The 15,718-nt window shown below is 68.6% G+C and carries 14 protein-coding genes; 12 read left to right on the top strand and 2 right to left on the bottom strand.

All coding sequences use genetic code 11. The features are described 5' to 3' along the window. Nucleotides 1-35: 35 nt before the first annotated feature. The 10 genes from AC1DNG_RS09050 (at nucleotide 36) to AC1DNG_RS09095 (ending at nucleotide 11,144) form a co-directional block, all read left to right on the top strand. Nucleotides 36-974: a biotin--[acetyl-CoA-carboxylase] ligase gene (locus tag AC1DNG_RS09050; protein ID WP_476887187.1), complete on the top strand. Its 939-nt coding sequence runs from the start codon at nucleotides 36-38 to the stop codon at nucleotides 972-974. Then, nucleotides 967-1,566: a PH domain-containing protein gene (locus AC1DNG_RS09055; protein ID WP_476887188.1), complete on the top strand. Its 600-nt coding sequence runs from the start codon at nucleotides 967-969 to the stop codon at nucleotides 1,564-1,566. The genes AC1DNG_RS09050 and AC1DNG_RS09055 overlap by 8 nt, the downstream gene beginning before the upstream one ends. Next, nucleotides 1,556-2,830, top strand: coding sequence for an adenylate/guanylate cyclase domain-containing protein (locus tag AC1DNG_RS09060; protein ID WP_476887189.1), 1,275 nt, complete (start codon nucleotides 1,556-1,558; stop codon nucleotides 2,828-2,830). Before AC1DNG_RS09055 ends, AC1DNG_RS09060 begins: the two co-directional genes overlap by 11 nt. A 154-nt stretch (nucleotides 2,831-2,984) precedes the next feature. Continuing rightward, nucleotides 2,985-3,773, top strand: coding sequence for a PP2C family protein-serine/threonine phosphatase (locus tag AC1DNG_RS09065; RefSeq protein WP_476887190.1), 789 nt, complete (start codon nucleotides 2,985-2,987; stop codon nucleotides 3,771-3,773). A 53-nt stretch (nucleotides 3,774-3,826) separates the two neighbouring features. Then, nucleotides 3,827-5,008: an MFS transporter gene (locus AC1DNG_RS09070; RefSeq protein WP_476887191.1), complete on the top strand. Its 1,182-nt coding sequence runs from the start codon at nucleotides 3,827-3,829 to the stop codon at nucleotides 5,006-5,008. Nucleotides 5,009-5,140: 132 nt separating this feature from the next. Then, nucleotides 5,141-7,399: an NAD-dependent DNA ligase LigA gene (gene ligA, locus AC1DNG_RS09075; RefSeq protein WP_476887192.1), complete on the top strand. Its 2,259-nt coding sequence runs from the start codon at nucleotides 5,141-5,143 to the stop codon at nucleotides 7,397-7,399. Continuing rightward, nucleotides 7,396-8,232 carry an inositol monophosphatase family protein gene (locus tag AC1DNG_RS09080; RefSeq protein WP_476887193.1) on the top strand — a complete coding sequence of 279 codons (837 nt, stop codon included), beginning with the start codon at nucleotides 7,396-7,398 and terminating at the stop codon, nucleotides 8,230-8,232. Before ligA ends, AC1DNG_RS09080 begins: the two co-directional genes overlap by 4 nt. A 112-nt stretch (nucleotides 8,233-8,344) precedes the next feature. After that, nucleotides 8,345-8,848, top strand: coding sequence for a GNAT family N-acetyltransferase (locus AC1DNG_RS09085; RefSeq protein WP_028278313.1), 504 nt, complete (start codon nucleotides 8,345-8,347; stop codon nucleotides 8,846-8,848). Nucleotides 8,849-8,962: 114 nt separating this feature from the next. Further along, nucleotides 8,963-9,346: a RidA family protein gene (locus AC1DNG_RS09090; RefSeq protein ID WP_476849359.1), complete on the top strand. Its 384-nt coding sequence runs from the start codon at nucleotides 8,963-8,965 to the stop codon at nucleotides 9,344-9,346. Between the two features lie 82 nt (nucleotides 9,347-9,428). Continuing rightward, nucleotides 9,429-11,144: a SulP family inorganic anion transporter gene (locus tag AC1DNG_RS09095; RefSeq protein WP_476849360.1), complete on the top strand. Its 1,716-nt coding sequence runs from the start codon at nucleotides 9,429-9,431 to the stop codon at nucleotides 11,142-11,144. 28 nt (nucleotides 11,145-11,172) lie between these two features. On the opposite strand, the gene AC1DNG_RS09100 is transcribed toward AC1DNG_RS09095, so the two are convergent. Together AC1DNG_RS09100 and AC1DNG_RS09105 are read right to left on the bottom strand one after the other, a co-directional pair. Beyond that, the gene (locus tag AC1DNG_RS09100) at nucleotides 11,173-11,844 is read right to left on the bottom strand and encodes a response regulator (RefSeq protein ID WP_476849361.1); all 672 of its coding nucleotides are present in this window, start codon (nucleotides 11,842-11,844) and stop codon (nucleotides 11,173-11,175) included. Then, nucleotides 11,837-13,591, bottom strand: a complete 1,755-nt coding sequence (locus AC1DNG_RS09105) for a sensor histidine kinase (RefSeq protein WP_476887194.1) — start codon at nucleotides 13,589-13,591, stop codon at nucleotides 11,837-11,839. The genes AC1DNG_RS09100 and AC1DNG_RS09105 overlap by 8 nt, the downstream gene beginning before the upstream one ends. Nucleotides 13,592-13,760: 169 nt before the next feature. On the opposite strand from AC1DNG_RS09105, the gene AC1DNG_RS09110 reads away from it, so the two are divergent. Next, nucleotides 13,761-15,242 (top strand): CitMHS family transporter, encoded by a 1,482-nt coding sequence (locus tag AC1DNG_RS09110; RefSeq protein ID WP_476887195.1) that lies wholly within the window; start codon nucleotides 13,761-13,763, stop codon nucleotides 15,240-15,242. 176 nt (nucleotides 15,243-15,418) lie between these two features. Then, nucleotides 15,419-15,715, top strand: a complete 297-nt coding sequence (gatC, locus tag AC1DNG_RS09115) for an Asp-tRNA(Asn)/Glu-tRNA(Gln) amidotransferase subunit GatC (protein WP_026537696.1) — start codon at nucleotides 15,419-15,421, stop codon at nucleotides 15,713-15,715. The last annotated feature ends 3 nt before the right edge of the window (nucleotides 15,716-15,718 follow it).

Below are 15,718 nucleotides of genomic sequence, written 5' to 3' on the forward strand. Positions count from 1 at the left end.
GGGCCCCGGTGCGCTTTCCTCGGTAGGATTCAAGGATGGAAACCGCGCAGGAAACCCCGGACCGTCCGCCCCTGGACCTGAGTGCCCTCAGCGATGAGGCGTTCCTGTCCGCGAACGGAATTCCGCGCCTGACGGTGCTTGAGTCCACCGGCTCCACCAACGCCGATCTCCTCCGCGGGGTGACCGAGGAACCCGGCGCGTGGCCGGACCTGTCAGTGCTGACCGCCGAGTACCAGAGCGACGCGCGCGGCCGGCTCGACCGCCGGTGGGAGGCGCCGGCCCGCAGTTCGGTCTCCGTCTCCCTGGTGCTCCTGCCAGTCAACGCGGCCGGCCGGCCGCTGCCGACCCACAGGTACTCCTGGCTCTCCCTCCTGGCCGCCCTCGCCCTGCGTGAGGCCCTGACGGAAACGGCAGGCCTTCCGGCGGAACTCAAATGGCCCAACGACGTCCTGGTCCGGGGCCGGAAAATCGCCGGCATCCTGGCCCAGCTCGGCCCGCTCGGCGCCGGCGGCGCGCCGCCGGTCATCCTCGGCGCCGGCCTGAACGTCACGCTGACGGAGCCCGAACTCCCGGTTCCCACCGCCACCTCCGTGCTGCTGGAGAATCCCGACACAGTGGACCGGACGGAGCTCCTGAAGAGCTACCTGTCCCGCTTCGCCACCCTGTACCGGAGTTTCTGCAACGCCGACGGCGACCCCACCGCCGGCATGGCCGGTGGCCCGTCGCTGCACAAACGCGTGGAGCACCTCCTCTCAACCCTCGGCAAGCAGGTCCGGGCCCAACTCCCGGGCGACCACGAGATCATTGGCCACGCCACGCGCCTGGACGAATACGGCTCACTCCTGGTGGTCGATGCCGCGGGCCATGAACATGTGGTGACCGCCGGCGACGTCGTGCACCTGAGGCCGTGGAACCCGGCCGGGACCGGCGGCCAGGGCACCGGCAGCGGCGGAGCAGAAAGCGGCTATGCGTAGAGTGCTCCTGCCGGGAGAGCAAGTGATTGTGGTGACCCGGCCCCAGCCCAGGATGCTCATTGTCCCGGCGCTGATGTTCATTGTTGTTCCGGCCTTGGCCGCGTACGCCTGCGCCTGGGTTGTCAAGGGTGGTCCGGCGCGGCTCGTCCCCCTCGTCCCGAAAGAGTGGACGCCCTGGCTCCTCGCCGTGTGCCTGGCGTTGGCGGCGTGGGTGCTGCTGGGCTATTGCCTCCCGCGGGTCATTGCGTGGCACGCCACCCGCTACATCCTCACCAGCCAGCGCATAGTTGCCCGATACGGCATGTTACGGCGGCGCGATGAACAGATACCCCTCGCCGCCGTCCGGCATGTGGCCATTGAGCAATCCTTGTTGCAGCGCCTATTGCACTCCGGGAATATATCCTTGGAGACCGGGTACCCCCTTGGAACGGTGGTCCCCGATGTCCCGGAGGTCGCGACATTCCGTAATTTCCTGCTGGACGCCATCGACGACCTCCCGCAGGGCGAGGTGTCCGGCGCCGATGGCATGACCTACAACCCGGGCGAGGCCTGGCCGTGGGAGACGAGAGAAGGTGGAAGAGATGAACGCTGAGAACGTCCACCAGGACATCGATCTCGCTGCCCCGGATTTGCCCCGGGAGCCCGAGGACGCCGCCGGTTCGGCTGCCGCCGACAGCGACGCCGGGACCGCCTTCGGCGCCGAAGCCGGCGCGCTCATCGAACCCGCCGCCGAACCCGACGAAGTCGAGCCCGACGAAGTCGAGCCCGACGAACCCGCCGAACCTGAACCCGTGGCCCCGCCCACCGGCACGATGTCCGCTGAACGGCTCGCCGCCAAGGCCCTGGAAGCGCGGCTGCTGGGCGGAGAACGCAAGCTTCGGCGTCGTGAAGTCGCCGCCGGTGCGGGGCTCTCGCTGCTCTCTGCCCGGAAACTTTGGCGCGCCCTGGGTTTTCCCAACCTCGGGGATGAAGATGTCGCCTTCACCGAGCGTGACCAGGCCGCCCTGTCCACCATCGTGGACCTGGTGCGCGACGGCAAGCTCACCGAGGAAGCCGCAATCTCCATCACCCGGGCCATCGGCCAGATGACCGACCGGATGGTGGTGTGGCAGATCGAGGCCCTCGTGGAGGACATGGTCCAGGAACATGGCGTCACTGACGCCGTCGCCCGCAAGCGGCTCGTCAGCGAGTTGCCGAACCTGATCGACCCCCTCGAGGAGATGCTCGCCTACTCCTGGCGCCGCCAGCTCAACGCCGGTGTGCAGCGCCTGGCCGTCCGGGCCGAAGCCGGGCTGCAGTCCAGCGAAGAGGGCCGTGAAGGCGACGAAGACGATGCGCCCCTGCCGTTGGCCCGGGCGGTCGGCTTCGCCGACCTTGTCTCCTACACCAGCCTGTCCCGCCGGATGAACGAGAAGACGCTCGCCCAGCTGGTGCAGCGCTTCGAGAACAAGTGCGCCGAAATCATCTCGGTCGGCGGCGGCCGGCTGGTCAAGACCGTCGGCGACGAGGTCCTGTACATTGCCGAGACTCCGGCGGCCGGCGCCGAGATTTCCCTGGCCCTGTCCCGCGCCTTCACCGACGACGAGATCCTGCCCCAGGCCCGCGTGGCCATGGTCTGGGGCCGCATCCTCTCCCGCCTCGGCGACATCTACGGACCCACCGTCAACCTCGCCGCCCGCCTGACGGCTCTCGCGGACCCTGGAACCGTGCTGGTGGATTCGATGACCGCGGCCGCGCTGGAGCAGGACGAACGCTTCGTCCTGGTGCCCCGGCCGGCCGAGGACGTCCGCGGGTTCGGTGAAATCCACCCGGTGCAGCTGCAGCCCGGCAGCGGCCGGGGCCTGATCCTGGACTGAACGCCGGATCAGCCCGGCGGCAGGCCGTGGCGGGCTTCTCAGCTGAGCGGCGCGTATGCAATAGTCGGACCGGCAGTTGCGATCCGGCCGGGTTGTGAACGCCGTCAACCCCCGCGCACCAGTGAAGCCGCGCACCACTGTATTGAGGACCGCCATGAACCCATCGCCAGACGCCCCCATCCCGCCCTCGGACGGAAAACAGGGACCGCTACTGCGCTGCGGGTACGGCACGGACCGGGGACTGCGCCGCGAGGCGAACGAGGACTCCTTCATTGCCGCTGACCCCGTCTTCGCCGTGGCGGATGGCATGGGCGGGCACGAGGCCGGCGAAGTTGCCAGCGGCATCTGCGTGCGCACCCTGGCCGAGCTGCCACAGTCCAAGACCGGCAGCCGGGATGCGACGGCGGACATCCTGCAGGAGTACCTGCTCATGGCCGATGCGGGCATCCGTCACGCCACCGGATCGCGTGCCGGAACCACCCTGTCCGGCGTCGTGGTGGTGGAACAACAGGACGTTCCGTACTGGCTTGTCCTCAACATCGGAGACTCCCGCACGTACCGGTACAGCCACGGCCAGCTCGCACAGATCAGCGTGGACCATTCCGAAGTCCAGGAACTCCTCGACACCGGCCAGATCACCGAGGCCGAGGCCGCCGTGTACCCCCGCAGGCACGTGGTGACACGGGCGCTGGGAACCGGGGATGACTCCGAGGCCGACTTCTGGCTGGTTCCCCTTGAAGACGGCGACCGGATGCTGGTCTGCTCCGACGGCCTCAACGGCGAACTCAGCGATGAGAAGATCGCCGGCATCCTCGCGGCCGAGGCCGACCCCCAGGCGGCCGTGGACGAACTGATCCAGGCGGCCTTGCGCAGCGGCGGCCGGGACAACATCACGGCGATCGTGGTCGACGCCCGGACTGCAAACGTGGACGAGCCAGCCTGACCTCGCGGTCAGCGTCAGACCGAATTCGCGGTTCGTCCCTTAGGATCGCGGGCATGGGGACTAAGCCGGATCGAAGGAAAGCAGCGGGCACTGCCGCAACCCTGATTGGAGGGTCCGCGGAAATAATGGACTTCCTGATCCCGCTCTGGGGCGGCATTGAACTCGGCATCGGGCCAAGCGCGATCGGAGCCCTCGTCGCCGTCGAGCTCGTCGTCTCGGTGATCGCACGTCCGATTTCCGGCTGGCTGGTGGACACCCGGGTGCGAACGACAGCGGCTGCGGCCGGAGCCGTGCTCTACGCGGTGAGTTGCGTCGGCTACGCCGTCGCGACGTCGCTGCCGCTCGCCTTCGCCGCTGCAATTGTTGGCGGTATCGGCGGCGCGTTCTTTTGGATTGCGGTCCGGGCAATCGCGGCCGAGTTCCTCGATCGCGACTCCGGCTCGCTGGCCGGGCTGCTGTCCTCCGAAGCACTCGGATCGTGGTTCTTCTGGATTCCAGCGATGGTCCTGCTGCCTCTGACCGGCTTCAGCGGGGTCTTCGGGACCCTCGCCGTTGCCTGTATTATCGCCGCGGTCCTGCTGCTCCGCGTGCCAAAGTTCCTGGCGCCACCGCAGGAGGAGCCGTTGGACGGGTTCCGGGGCGAAGGCAGGCGCCTCGCCCCGCTGCTGCTGATCGCGCTGATGACCGCAGTCGCCGAAGCCGGTGTGTCGCTGCTCCTGCTGCTTCACCTGCAGAAGGCGCTTGAGCTGGAGGTCTACCAGATTGCACTCATCTACCTGCCGGGCGGCATCGTGCTTACGGTTATGCCACGAGCGCTGCACCGGTTCGTTGAACGGCGGGGCCGGCGTACGGGATACGTCCTCGCGTCCGTCGCGTCGGCACTGACTGCGGCCGGCCTCGCGTTCACGCCCAGCCCGCTCGTGATCGCCGCGCTCTGGGTACTCACGAGTGCCTCATGGGCGATCTTGCTGCCGATCCAGCGGGCAGTCGTAGCTGAGGTCAACCGGCACCGCGTGGGCCGCGGCATGAGCCTGCTGACCAACTCCGAGATGCTCGGGGCAGCAGCCGGGTCGCTGCTGGCGGGTCTGCTGTACGACGGTGGATCGTGGCAGCTCTCATGCCTGATCTTCGCGGGCATCATCCTCAGCGGAACCGTCCTTGGCCCACTCGCGCTCACGAAACTGGGCGTGCGCGACCGCCCGGCCGCCGATCTGGCCGTCGTCAACAGCGGCTAGCACGGCTCTCCACCGGCGCAGAATTCGTCCCCGGGCCGGGCGAGGTGATCACCTGTTCGATCTGTGGCCGGACCGAACCCCAGACCGGACCCTGGACCGGACAATGTCGGGGATCTAGGGCAGGATAGGTCTGTGAGCACAGGGAAGACCGCAGCAGAGACCGCAGCAGGGACTGAAGAAGCAGCCGAAGCAGCCCCCGGGCACGTCACGGACCCTCAAGGCCCCGCGGGGGAGCAGGTCCCGTCCGGGGACATCCGTGCGGAGTACGAGGACCTCGTGGAGCAGGTCCGCAAGCACCGCTTTGCGTACTACCAGCAGGACGCGCCGATCATCTCCGACGCCGAGTTCGACGAGCTCTACCGTCGGCTGGAAACGCTCGAAGCCATGCATCCGGAACTGGTGGCCAACGATTCGCCCACGCAGGAAGTCGGCGGCGAGGTGTCAGCGGCGTTTGCCGCCGTGCAGCATTTGCAGCGCATGTACAGCCTGGAGGATGTCTTCTCGCTCGAGGAGCTGGAGGCCTGGATGGTCAAGGCCGAGGCGGGCGTCGCCAAGCTCGGCAACGGCGGGAACCCGCCGTCGTGGCTCACCGAACTGAAGATCGACGGCCTGGCCGTCAACCTGCTCTACCGCGACGGCGCCCTGGTCCGGGCCGCAACCCGCGGGGACGGCACCACCGGCGAGGACATCACGCACAACGTCCTGACCATCAAGGAAATCCCGCAGCAGCTCAGCGGCACCGGCTTCCCGGCGGAGGTGGAAGTCCGCGGCGAAGTCTTCATCCCGTCGCAGGCCTTCGCGGAATTCAACGAAGCCCTGATCGAGGCCGGCAAGGCGCCGCTGGCCAACCCGCGCAACGCCGCCGCGGGTTCGCTGCGGCAGAAGGACCCCGCGGAAACCGCCAAGCGGCCGCTGCGGATGTACGTCCACGGCATCGGCGCCCGCGAGGGTCTCGACACCGCCAGCCAGTCCGAGACCTACCGCAAGCTGGCCGAGTGGGGACTGCCGACGAGCCCGTATTTCGAGGTCCTGGCCGGGCTTTCCGACGTGCTCGAATTCATCAAGCGCTACGGCGACAAGCGGCACAGCCTCACCCACGAGATCGACGGCATTGTGATCAAGGTGGACGACTTCGCCACCCAGCGGGCCCTGGGCTACACCACCCGGGTGCCGCGCTGGGCAGTGGCCTACAAGTACCCGCCCGAAGAGGTCCATACCAAGCTGCTCGACATCGCCGTCAACGTCGGCCGCACCGGCCGGGTCACCCCGTACGGCGTGATGGAACCGGTCAAGGTTGCCGGCTCCACCGTGGAAATGGCCACCCTGCACAACCAGGAAGTGGTCAAGGCCAAGGGCGTGAAGATCGGCGACATTGTGGTGCTGCGCAAGGCCGGAGACGTGATACCGGAAATTGTGGGCCCGGTGCTGGCGCTGCGGGACCAGCAGCACCCTCCCGTCCGCGACTTCATCATGCCCACCGAATGCCCCGCGTGCGGCACGCCGTTGGCCCCCGGGAAGGAAGGGGACGTGGACATCCGCTGCCCCAACTCCCGGTCCTGCCCGGCCCAGCTGCGCGAACGCGTCTTCCACCTTGCCGGCCGCGGCGCCTTCGACATCGAGGCCCTCGGTTGGGAAGCCGCCATCGCACTGACCCAGCCGGCCGAGCCCGCGGAGCCGCCGCTGACCACCGAGGCGACATTGTTCGACCTCACTCCGGAGCAGCTCGCGGACGTCCGTGTCCGCCGGGAGAAGCGCTCCAAGGGCGCCGGCACCGGGGAATTCGAGCTGGTGCCCTACTTCTTCACCAAGGCCACCACCAAGACCCCGTCCAAGCCCACGGCCACGACGGACAAGCTCTTCCGGGAGCTGGAAAAAGCGAAATCCCAGCCGCTGTGGCGGATCCTGGTGGCCTTGTCCATCCGGCACGTCGGCCCGCGGGCCTCGCGCGCCCTCGCCACCGCGTTCGGCAGCATGGACGCCATCCGGCAGGCCTCCGAGGAGGAGCTCGCCCACGTGGACGGCGTGGGCCCGGTCATCGCCCAGGCGCTGACTGAATGGTTCGCCGAGGACTGGCACCGCGACATCGTGGACCGCTGGGCGGACGCCGGCGTCCGGATGGCGGACGAACGCGACGAGTCGACGCCCAGGACGCTGGAGGGGCTGACCGTGGTGGTGACCGGGAGCCTCGAGGGCTTCAGCCGCGATGAGGCCAAGGAAGCCATCCTGATTCGCGGCGGCAAGGCGGCCGGATCGGTGTCGAAGAACACCAGTTACGTGGTGGCGGGCGAGAACGCCGGCACCAAACTGGACAAGGCCGAACAGCTCGGCGTCCCGGTCCTGGATGAGGACGGCTTCCGTGCCCTGCTGGCGAACGGGCCGGCCGCCGAATGAGTTCCCACTCCGCGGGTCCTCCCGCACCTGGCGTTCCGGGGCTGCTCGAACTGGCCAAATCGGCCGCCGCGGCGGGGGCCGCCGTCCTGGCCACCCGGAAGACTGCGGCCCTGGACGCCAGCAACAAGGGCGACTCAGGAGACTGGGTGACCGCCTTCGACCTCGCCGCCGAAGCCGCCGTCCGGGACGTCATCACCGCCGCCCGGCCGTGGGACATCATCACGGGGGAGGAGGGCGGCACCGTCCTGCCGACGGAGCCCAGCGGCTACCGCTGGTCCATCGACCCGCTCGATGGCACCACCAATTTCATCCGCAACATCGTCTACTACGCCACCTCCGTGGCGGTGGCCGACGCCGACGGCGTCTGGCTGGCCGGCGTCGTCAGCGCACCGGCGCTGGGACGCACCTACTACGCGTCCCGCGGCGAGGGCGCCTGGCTCCAGGAACAGGGCCAGGTGACCGCCCTGTTCGGCCCGGTCCCCGGACGGGCCGGCCAGATCCTGGCCACGGGCTTCAGCTACGATCCCGGCGTGCGGGCGGAACAGGCCGCAGGCCTCGGCAGCCTGATGGACGGCTTCGCCGACATGCGACGGCTCGGGTCCGCGGCTCTGGACCTGTGCCTCGTGGCGGACGGCACGCACGACGCCTACGGTGAGCGCGGGCTCAACGAACACGACTTCGCCGCCGGAGCCCTGATCGCCGAGGAGGCAGGCTGCTGGGTGCGCCGGCCGCGGCTCACCAGCCCCCTGGCCGGCGGCCCCTCCGACGACGAACGCCTGGCCGCATGGACGTGCGCCGGTCCGCTGGAACTCTCCGGCAAATTCCCGCTCTAACGTCGTCCCGCTGGGCCGGCTCTACGCCTGTCAGATGCGCCTGAGTGATAGTTCAGTCACGGAAACGGCCTTTCCGGGCACGGCCCGGGCCGGGCGCCCGTACCATTGACAGGTGCCTTCGCAGATCCTCATTCGCCCCGCCGTTCCGGCCGACTTCGACGCCATAGCGCGCATCACCCGGGACGCCTACCTGGCTGCAGGCTACTTTGAGAGCGCCGACCACCCCTACATGCAGCAGATCCAGAACGTCGGGCAGCGCGCGGCGGCCGCGACGGTTTGGGTCGCCGAGCGTGAGGGCCGGATCCTCGGCTCCGTGACGCTGGCGGTCGCCGGCGAGCCCTACGCGGACATCGCCTTCAGCGACGAGCTCGAGTTCAGGATGCTCGTGGTGGACCCCTCCGTGCAGCGCAGCGGTGCCGGCAAGGCCATGGTCCAGGCCATCATCGAGCACGCCAGGGCCCTTCCCGGTATCCACGCCGTGGCCCTCACCACGGGCGAGAGCTGGGAAAGCGCCCACGGCCTTTACCTGAAGACCGGCTTCGTTCGGGCGCCGGAGCGCGACTGGCTCGTGCCGGGCACGGACATCAAACTGCTCGTTTACCGCCAGGAACTCTAGCCGGGGCGGTGGCCCCGCGCAGGTCCGCCGACACAAATCAACCCGGTTTGGCGGCCCGGCCGTCCGGCGCCCTACAGTTGTGCCGATCCCTGCGGCAACTGCGAAAGGCCCACCATGCGCAAGACCTTCGGTACCGGCTCCACCTGGGAACAGACCCTCGGCTATTCCCGGGCTGTCCAGGTGGACAACACCCTCTACATCTCCGCGACCGCCGCCAGCGGCGAGGACGGAATCGTGGGCGAAGACTTCTATACCCAGACCAGCTACATCCTGCAGAAGCTCGGCGCCGTGCTGGCCGACGCCGGCTTCGGCTTCGAGGACGTGGTGCAGTCCAAGCTGTACCTGACGGACATCAGCCAGTGGGAAGAGGCCGGCCGGGCCCACGGCGAGGTCTTCGGCGACATCCGCCCCACGCTCTCCCTCGTTCACGTGCTGCCGTTCCTGGATCCCAAGATGCTCGTCGAGATCGAACTCGTCGCCCAAAAGAGCGCCGCCTAGGGCCAAAGCGACGCTTGCCCGGGGCGTTGCGGGGGCCGGGGGGACTCTGGCGGAACCGCCGGACTTGGAGTAAGAAGAGCGCATGACCAAGGCACCCGGGCAGGGGCCCGCCAGGATCCCCCTCATCGGCCAGTTCCGCTCCTATGACCGCTCGTGGCTGCGCGGCGATCTGATTGCCGGGGTCACCGTCGCGGCCCTGATCGTTCCGAAGAACCTCGGGTACGCAGGCATCGCCGGGATTCCGCTGCAGAACGGGCTGTATGCCGCGGCCGCCGGCGCCATCGTGTACGCGATCTTCGGCACGTGCCGGCAGATCTCGATGGGCCCGAGCTCGGGCCTGGCGGCGGTGGCCGCGAGCGCCGTGCTCGCGGCAGGCATCACCGGCGAGCAGGATATCGCCTCGTTCGTTGCCGGAATCACCCTCGCCTCCGGGATCCTGTTCCTGATTCTTGCCGTCTTCAAGATGGGCTGGATCGCGCAGTTCCTCTCGAAGGCCGTGGTCACCGGCTTCCTTTTCGGCGCGGCGATCGACGTCGTGATCGGCGAGCTCCCCAAACTCACCGGGACCGAGGTCACCGGCTCCAACCCGCTCCAGGAGCTGTGGTCCTGGCTGGGCACCCTGGGCGAGGCGCAGCCGACCACCGTGGTGGTGGGGGTCATCGCGCTGGCTGTCGTCTTCGGGCTGAAAGCCATCGCTCCCCAAGTCCCCGGCGCCCTGGTCCTGGTGGTGGGCGGACTGGCGGCGGAGGCGCTCTTCGGTCTCGGGGCCAAAGGCGTGGCCCTGGTAGGCGACGTACCCAGCGGGCTGCCCTCGCTGCAGGTCCCGGACGGTCAGCTCATGTGGGACCACGTCGGCACCGTGGCGCTCGCGGCGGTGGCGCTGGTCCTGATCGGTTTCTCCCAGACCGCCGGGGATGCGAGGGCGTTCGCTGCCAAACACCGCTACCAGATCGACATCAACCAGGAATCCATTGCCCAGTCAATGGCCAACATCGCCTCGGGTCTCTTCAAGGGGATGCCCGTCTCGACGAGCCTGTCCGCGAGCTCGCTGAACGACCACTCGGGGGCGAAGACCGGACTGGCCTCCCTCACCTCCGGGATCACCGTCCTGCTCACGCTGCTCTTCCTGGCGCCGCTGTTCTCGATCCTGCCCAAGCCCGTGCTGGCGGCGCTGATCATCGAGGCCGTCGTCATGGGCATGATGAACGTGCCCGAGCTGCGGCGGCTGGCCCGTGTGCAGAAGTTCGACTTCTGGATTGCGGTCGCGGCGATCATCGGGACCCTCATCTTCGGCGTGCTGGCGGGCGTCGTCATTGGGATCGGGCTCTCGCTCATCTGGCTCGTCCGGGTGGCGACCCATCCGGAGATGCCCGACCTGGGCCGCGAGCCCGGTACCCAGGTCTTCCGCGATGCCGGTGAGCATCCCGGCGACGAGAAAGTTCCCGGCATTGCCGTGATCCGGTTCGACGGCGGCCTGTTTTTCGCCACGGCCGATGCACTGGAGGACCGCCTGCGCGACGTCATCCAGTCGACGCCGGGGCTCACCGGGATCGTGCTCGACTGCGGCGGGATCAACTTCGTCGACTCGCAGGGGGCGGCAAAGGTGGCGGACATCGTCATCCTCGCCCGGGAGGCCGGGGTCAACCTGCGCCTGACCCGGCTGAAGCCCGCGGTCCGGGCGGTCCTGGAGCGCGACGGCGTGATCGAGCGCATCGGGGTGGACATGATCCACGGCAACATCCACAGGGCCGTGCAGGCGGAGCAGGCGGCGGCACAGAAGGAGCCCGACGGCGCCTAGGTTGGCTTCGCTGCTTGTGTCGCGGCGCCTAGCGGGCGGCCGGGGCGGGGATTCCGTAACGGTGCTCGGGCCGCCCGGTGGTGCCGTAGCGCAGCTGGATGTCGACGGCGCCGTCGTCCGCCAGCGCGGACAGATACCGCTGGGCGGTGGCCCGGGACACGCCGACCCGGGCGGCGACGTCGGCGGCTGAATACTGCTCGCCGGGCACCAGGGATTCCAGCACCGCGGCCTCGGTGGCGGAGCGGGGACGTGCCGAGGCGACGACGTCGCCCGGGATCAGGGCGCGCTTGGCGCGCTCCACCGTCTCCTGGCTGACGGAGCCCGGCTGGGCCAGGATCCGGCGGTAGCGTGCATAGGAGCGCAGCTGCTGCGAAAGGGATTCGGCCGTGAAGGGCTTGAGCAGGTAGCCCAGTGCCCCGCGGCGGAACGCGAGGCGCAGCGAGGCCGTGTCCGAGGCGGCGCTGAGGATCACGGTGTCGACGTCCAGCTGGTGCAGCAGGTCCAGGCCCGAAGCGTCCGGCAGGTAGACGTCCAGCAGCACCAGGTCCGGGCGGAGGCTGTGGATGGCCTGCAGCGCCTGGGACGCCGAGCCGGCCGGCGGCAGCGCCAGGAAGCCGGCCACCGAATCCACATAGGCGGCATGCAGCTTGGCGACGTGGAAATCATCGTCGACAATCAGCACCCTGAAATCTTCAGACATCGTTGTCCTCCCGGTTTGCTTCAGTGATTCCAGATTCGGTATTTCCCGGCAGCGTTGGCCCCGGTTCGGTGGTTCCCGGCAGCGTGGCCACGAAAACGGCGCCCGGGCCGCCGGGGGAGCCGGCTTCGAGCACCCGCACGTCTCCGCCGCGGCGGCGCGCGAGCTGCCGGGACAGCGCCAGCCCCAGGCCCTGCCCTCCGCCAGGGCGCGCGGGCCGGACCGAGGTCGTGTAGCCCTCCGCGAAGACCCCCTCGGTCTCGGCGGCTGTCATTCCGCCGCCCAGGCCGTCGCCGGAATCGGCCACCACAATGTGGAGTGTGCCGGCGCCTCCGTTGATGCCCGGTTCGTCCAGCACTTCGACTTCCACCCAGCGCTCGGCCGCGGAACCGGCGACGGCGGCGTTCACGGCGTTGTCGATCAGGTTCCCCATGACTGTGGTGACGTCCTGGGGTTCGGTGACGTGGCCGCGGACCACGGATTCCGGCCCGAGGCGGAGGCTCACGCCGCGCTCGTCCGCCTCGACGCCCTTGGCACCGAGGAAGGCCTGCAGGTAGGGGTCCTGGAGCAGCTCGGCCTGGTCCACCGGGAATGCCAGCGGCCCGGTGCCGGCCAGTTTGGCGAGATAGTCCTGGGCCTGCTGGGGCTGGCCGATGCTCATGAACCCGGCGATCGTGTGCAGCTGGTTGGCAAACTCGTGGCGTTGCGCCCGCAAAGCCGCGGACATGGTGCCGACGGCGTCGAGCTGGCGGGTCAGCTGCTGCAGCTCGGTCCGGTCCCGCAGCATCACCACCCAGCCCAGGTCCTCGCGGCCGTGCAGGGCCTTGCGGGCGCTCACCACCAGCACCTGGCCGCCGGCCACGAGTTCCACCGCCTCGCCCTCGGCCGCATCGGCCCGGGTCAGGGCCTTGAGCTGCTCCGGGACCGGTGCGGCGGCCCAGGCCGTGCCCGCGAGGTCCGGGACACCGAGCAGCCGCTGGGCGGCGGCGTTGAAAACGCTGACCCTGCCGTCGGCCGAAACGCCGATCACGCCGTCGTCGACGCCCTGCAACACGGCCACCTGGTCGTGCACCAGGGTGCTGATCTCCTCGGGTTCGAGCCCGAGGGTCAGCCGCTGGAGCCGACGCCGCAGCAGGAAAGAGGCGAGCACGCCGGCCAGCAACGCGCCGGTGGCCGTGACGGCGATGGGGATGATGTCCCGGGCCAGGCTTTGGCTGATCGTCTCGGTGGAGTAGCCCACGCTCACCTCGCCAACCACCGCCGTCGATTCCGGGGCGTACACCGGGACCTTGGCGCCGGCGGACGGGCCCAGCGTGCCCGTGTTCCGCGTGGTGACCTCCCGGCCCGCGAGGGCGTCCGAGGGGTCGGTACTGACCTTTTCGCCCAGCCGCTCCGCGTCGGGGTGCGCCAGCCGGATGCCGGTCTCGTCCGTAATGACCACGAACAGGGCCCCGGTGCGGGTGCGGGCACCCTCCGCGGCAGCCATCAACGGACCGGCCAACAACTCGGCGGCCGGGGGAGCGGCGGGAAGAGCGCTGATGGACTGGACCTCTGCCCGCACTGAGGGGTCAGAGGCCACCGTCCGGGCCAGGGTCAGCGCCTGGTTCTCCGCCTCGCGGCCCAGCCTGTCGTAGCTCAGCCAGGCGTGGACGGCGCTGCTCAGCAGCACAACCAGCGCCACGACGCCGAGCTGCAGTAGCAGTGTCTGGGTCGAAAAGCGCAGGGTCGGCAGAGCTGTGCGGCGCTTCATCGGGCTCCTGCCTGGGGTTGGTACGGACGTGAGCAAAATGCGCAAAATGCATCCAATAAGCAGTATGCCAATCAATTGAGCCAAAGGCCCAGTCGTGACGGGCGCCACTCTAACGTCTGTAGTGCGCATCACACCGGAGTGGTGTCATTCAACGAAGAAGGAGCCGGCCGTGCTGGTATTACTAGGATTCGCCATGATCGCGGTATTCATGGTGCTGATCATGACGAAGAAGTTGACGCCGGTGCTGGCGCTCATCATTGTTCCCACAGTCTTCGGGCTTTTCGCCGGCGCGGGCCTCGGGATCGGCCCGATGGTCATGGACTCCATGAAATCCATGACCTCCACCGCCGCGCTGCTGATGTTCGCGATCATCTACTTCGGGCTGATGATCGACGTCGGGCTCTTTGACCCCCTGGTCCGGTTCATCCTGCGCAAGCTCGGCAACGACCCCGCCAAGGTGGTCCTGGGCACGGCCATCCTCGCGGCAGCGGTCTCCCTCGACGGTGACGGCTCCACCACCTTCATCCTCACCACCGCGGCGATGCTGCCGGTCTACCTGCGGCTGAAGATGAGCCCCGTGGTCCTGACCTGCGTGGCCGGCCTGGCCAACGGCACCATGAACATCCTGCCCTGGGGCGGCCCCACCGCCCGCGCCGCCTCCGCGCTGAAGCTCGACGTCAATGATGTCTTCGTGCCCATGGTCCCGTCCCTCATCGCCGGGCTCATCGTCGTGCTGGTCTTCTCCTGGCTGCTCGGCCTGCAGGAACGCAACCGCCTCCGCGCCGTCGCCCCCGAGATCTGGGGCGTCCCGTATACAGCCGCAGCCTTCGACGGCGACGCAGACGGCGCAGCAGGCGGCACCGCGGCCGGCGGTACCGGCATCCCCCGCGGCCGCAAGGGCCCCGGAGCCTCGCCCGCCGGGCTCTCCCCGGAAGGATCGTCCGTTGCAGTGCTGGAGCGCGCCGATTCCCTCGTTGACGACCGCGACTCCGCCATGGCCGACACCGCCCTGGACCCCAACCGCAAGACCCTCCGTCCCAAGCTGTTCTGGTTCAACCTCGGCCTCACGGTCGCGGTCATGGTGACGCTCGTCGCCAACGTCATTCCGCTCCCGTTCGTCTTCATGGTCGGCTCCGCCATCGCCCTGCTGGTCAACTTCCCCAAGGTCAAGGACCAGAGCGCCCAGCTGATCGCGCACGCTCCCTCGATCGTCGCCGTCGTCAGCATGGTCATGGCCGCCTCGGTCCTGACCGGCGTCCTCAACGGCACGGGCATGGTCAAGGCCATGTCGGAATGGCTGGTCCAGATCATCCCGTCGGACATGGGTCCGCTGATGGCCGTGATCACCGGCGTCCTGAGCATCCCGATGACGTTCTTCATGAGCAACGACGCCTTCTACTTCGGCGTCCTGCCGGTCCTGAGCGAAACGGCGGCCCACTACGGCGTCAGCGCCGCCGACATGGCCCGCGCTTCCATCACCGGCCAGCCCTTCCACCTCCAGAGCCCCCTGGTGCCGGCCATCCTGCTCCTGGTCTCCCTCGCGAAGGTGGACCTGGGCGACCACCACAAGAAGGTCCTGTGGCGCACGGCCGTGATCTCCCTGGTGATGCTCGGCGTCGGAGTGCTCACCGGAGCCATCGGCATCGGCTAACCACTCCCAACAACACCAACCAACGCGGGGTCACTTACGGCCCATTCGGGACCTCCGGATGGACCGTAAGTGACCCCGCGTTGTTTGTGGTCGTCGTTCCAGGCGGCGGACAGTAACCACCGTCCAACCCACGTAGACTGGGACGGAAAATTATCCATACCTTGCAGGGGAGATCCATGGCTGCGATCAACCGCGACGACGTCGCGCATCTCGCGCAACTCGCGCACATCGAGATGAGTGCTGAAGAGCTGGACAGGATGGCCGGCGAACTCGCCGTCATCGTGGATTCAGTGAAGTCCGTCAGTGAAGCCGCCGGTGATGACGTCCCGGCCACGTCCCACCCAATTCCGCTGACCAATGTGTTCCGCGAGGACGTCGTGGGCCACACGTTTACGGCCGAGCAATCCCTCTCCGGTGCCCCCGACGCGTACGAAGGCCGTTTCAAGGTCCCGGCAATCCTGGATGAGGACTAAGAC

The sequence above is a fragment of the Arthrobacter sp. 01T425 genome (genome assembly GCF_056398725.1).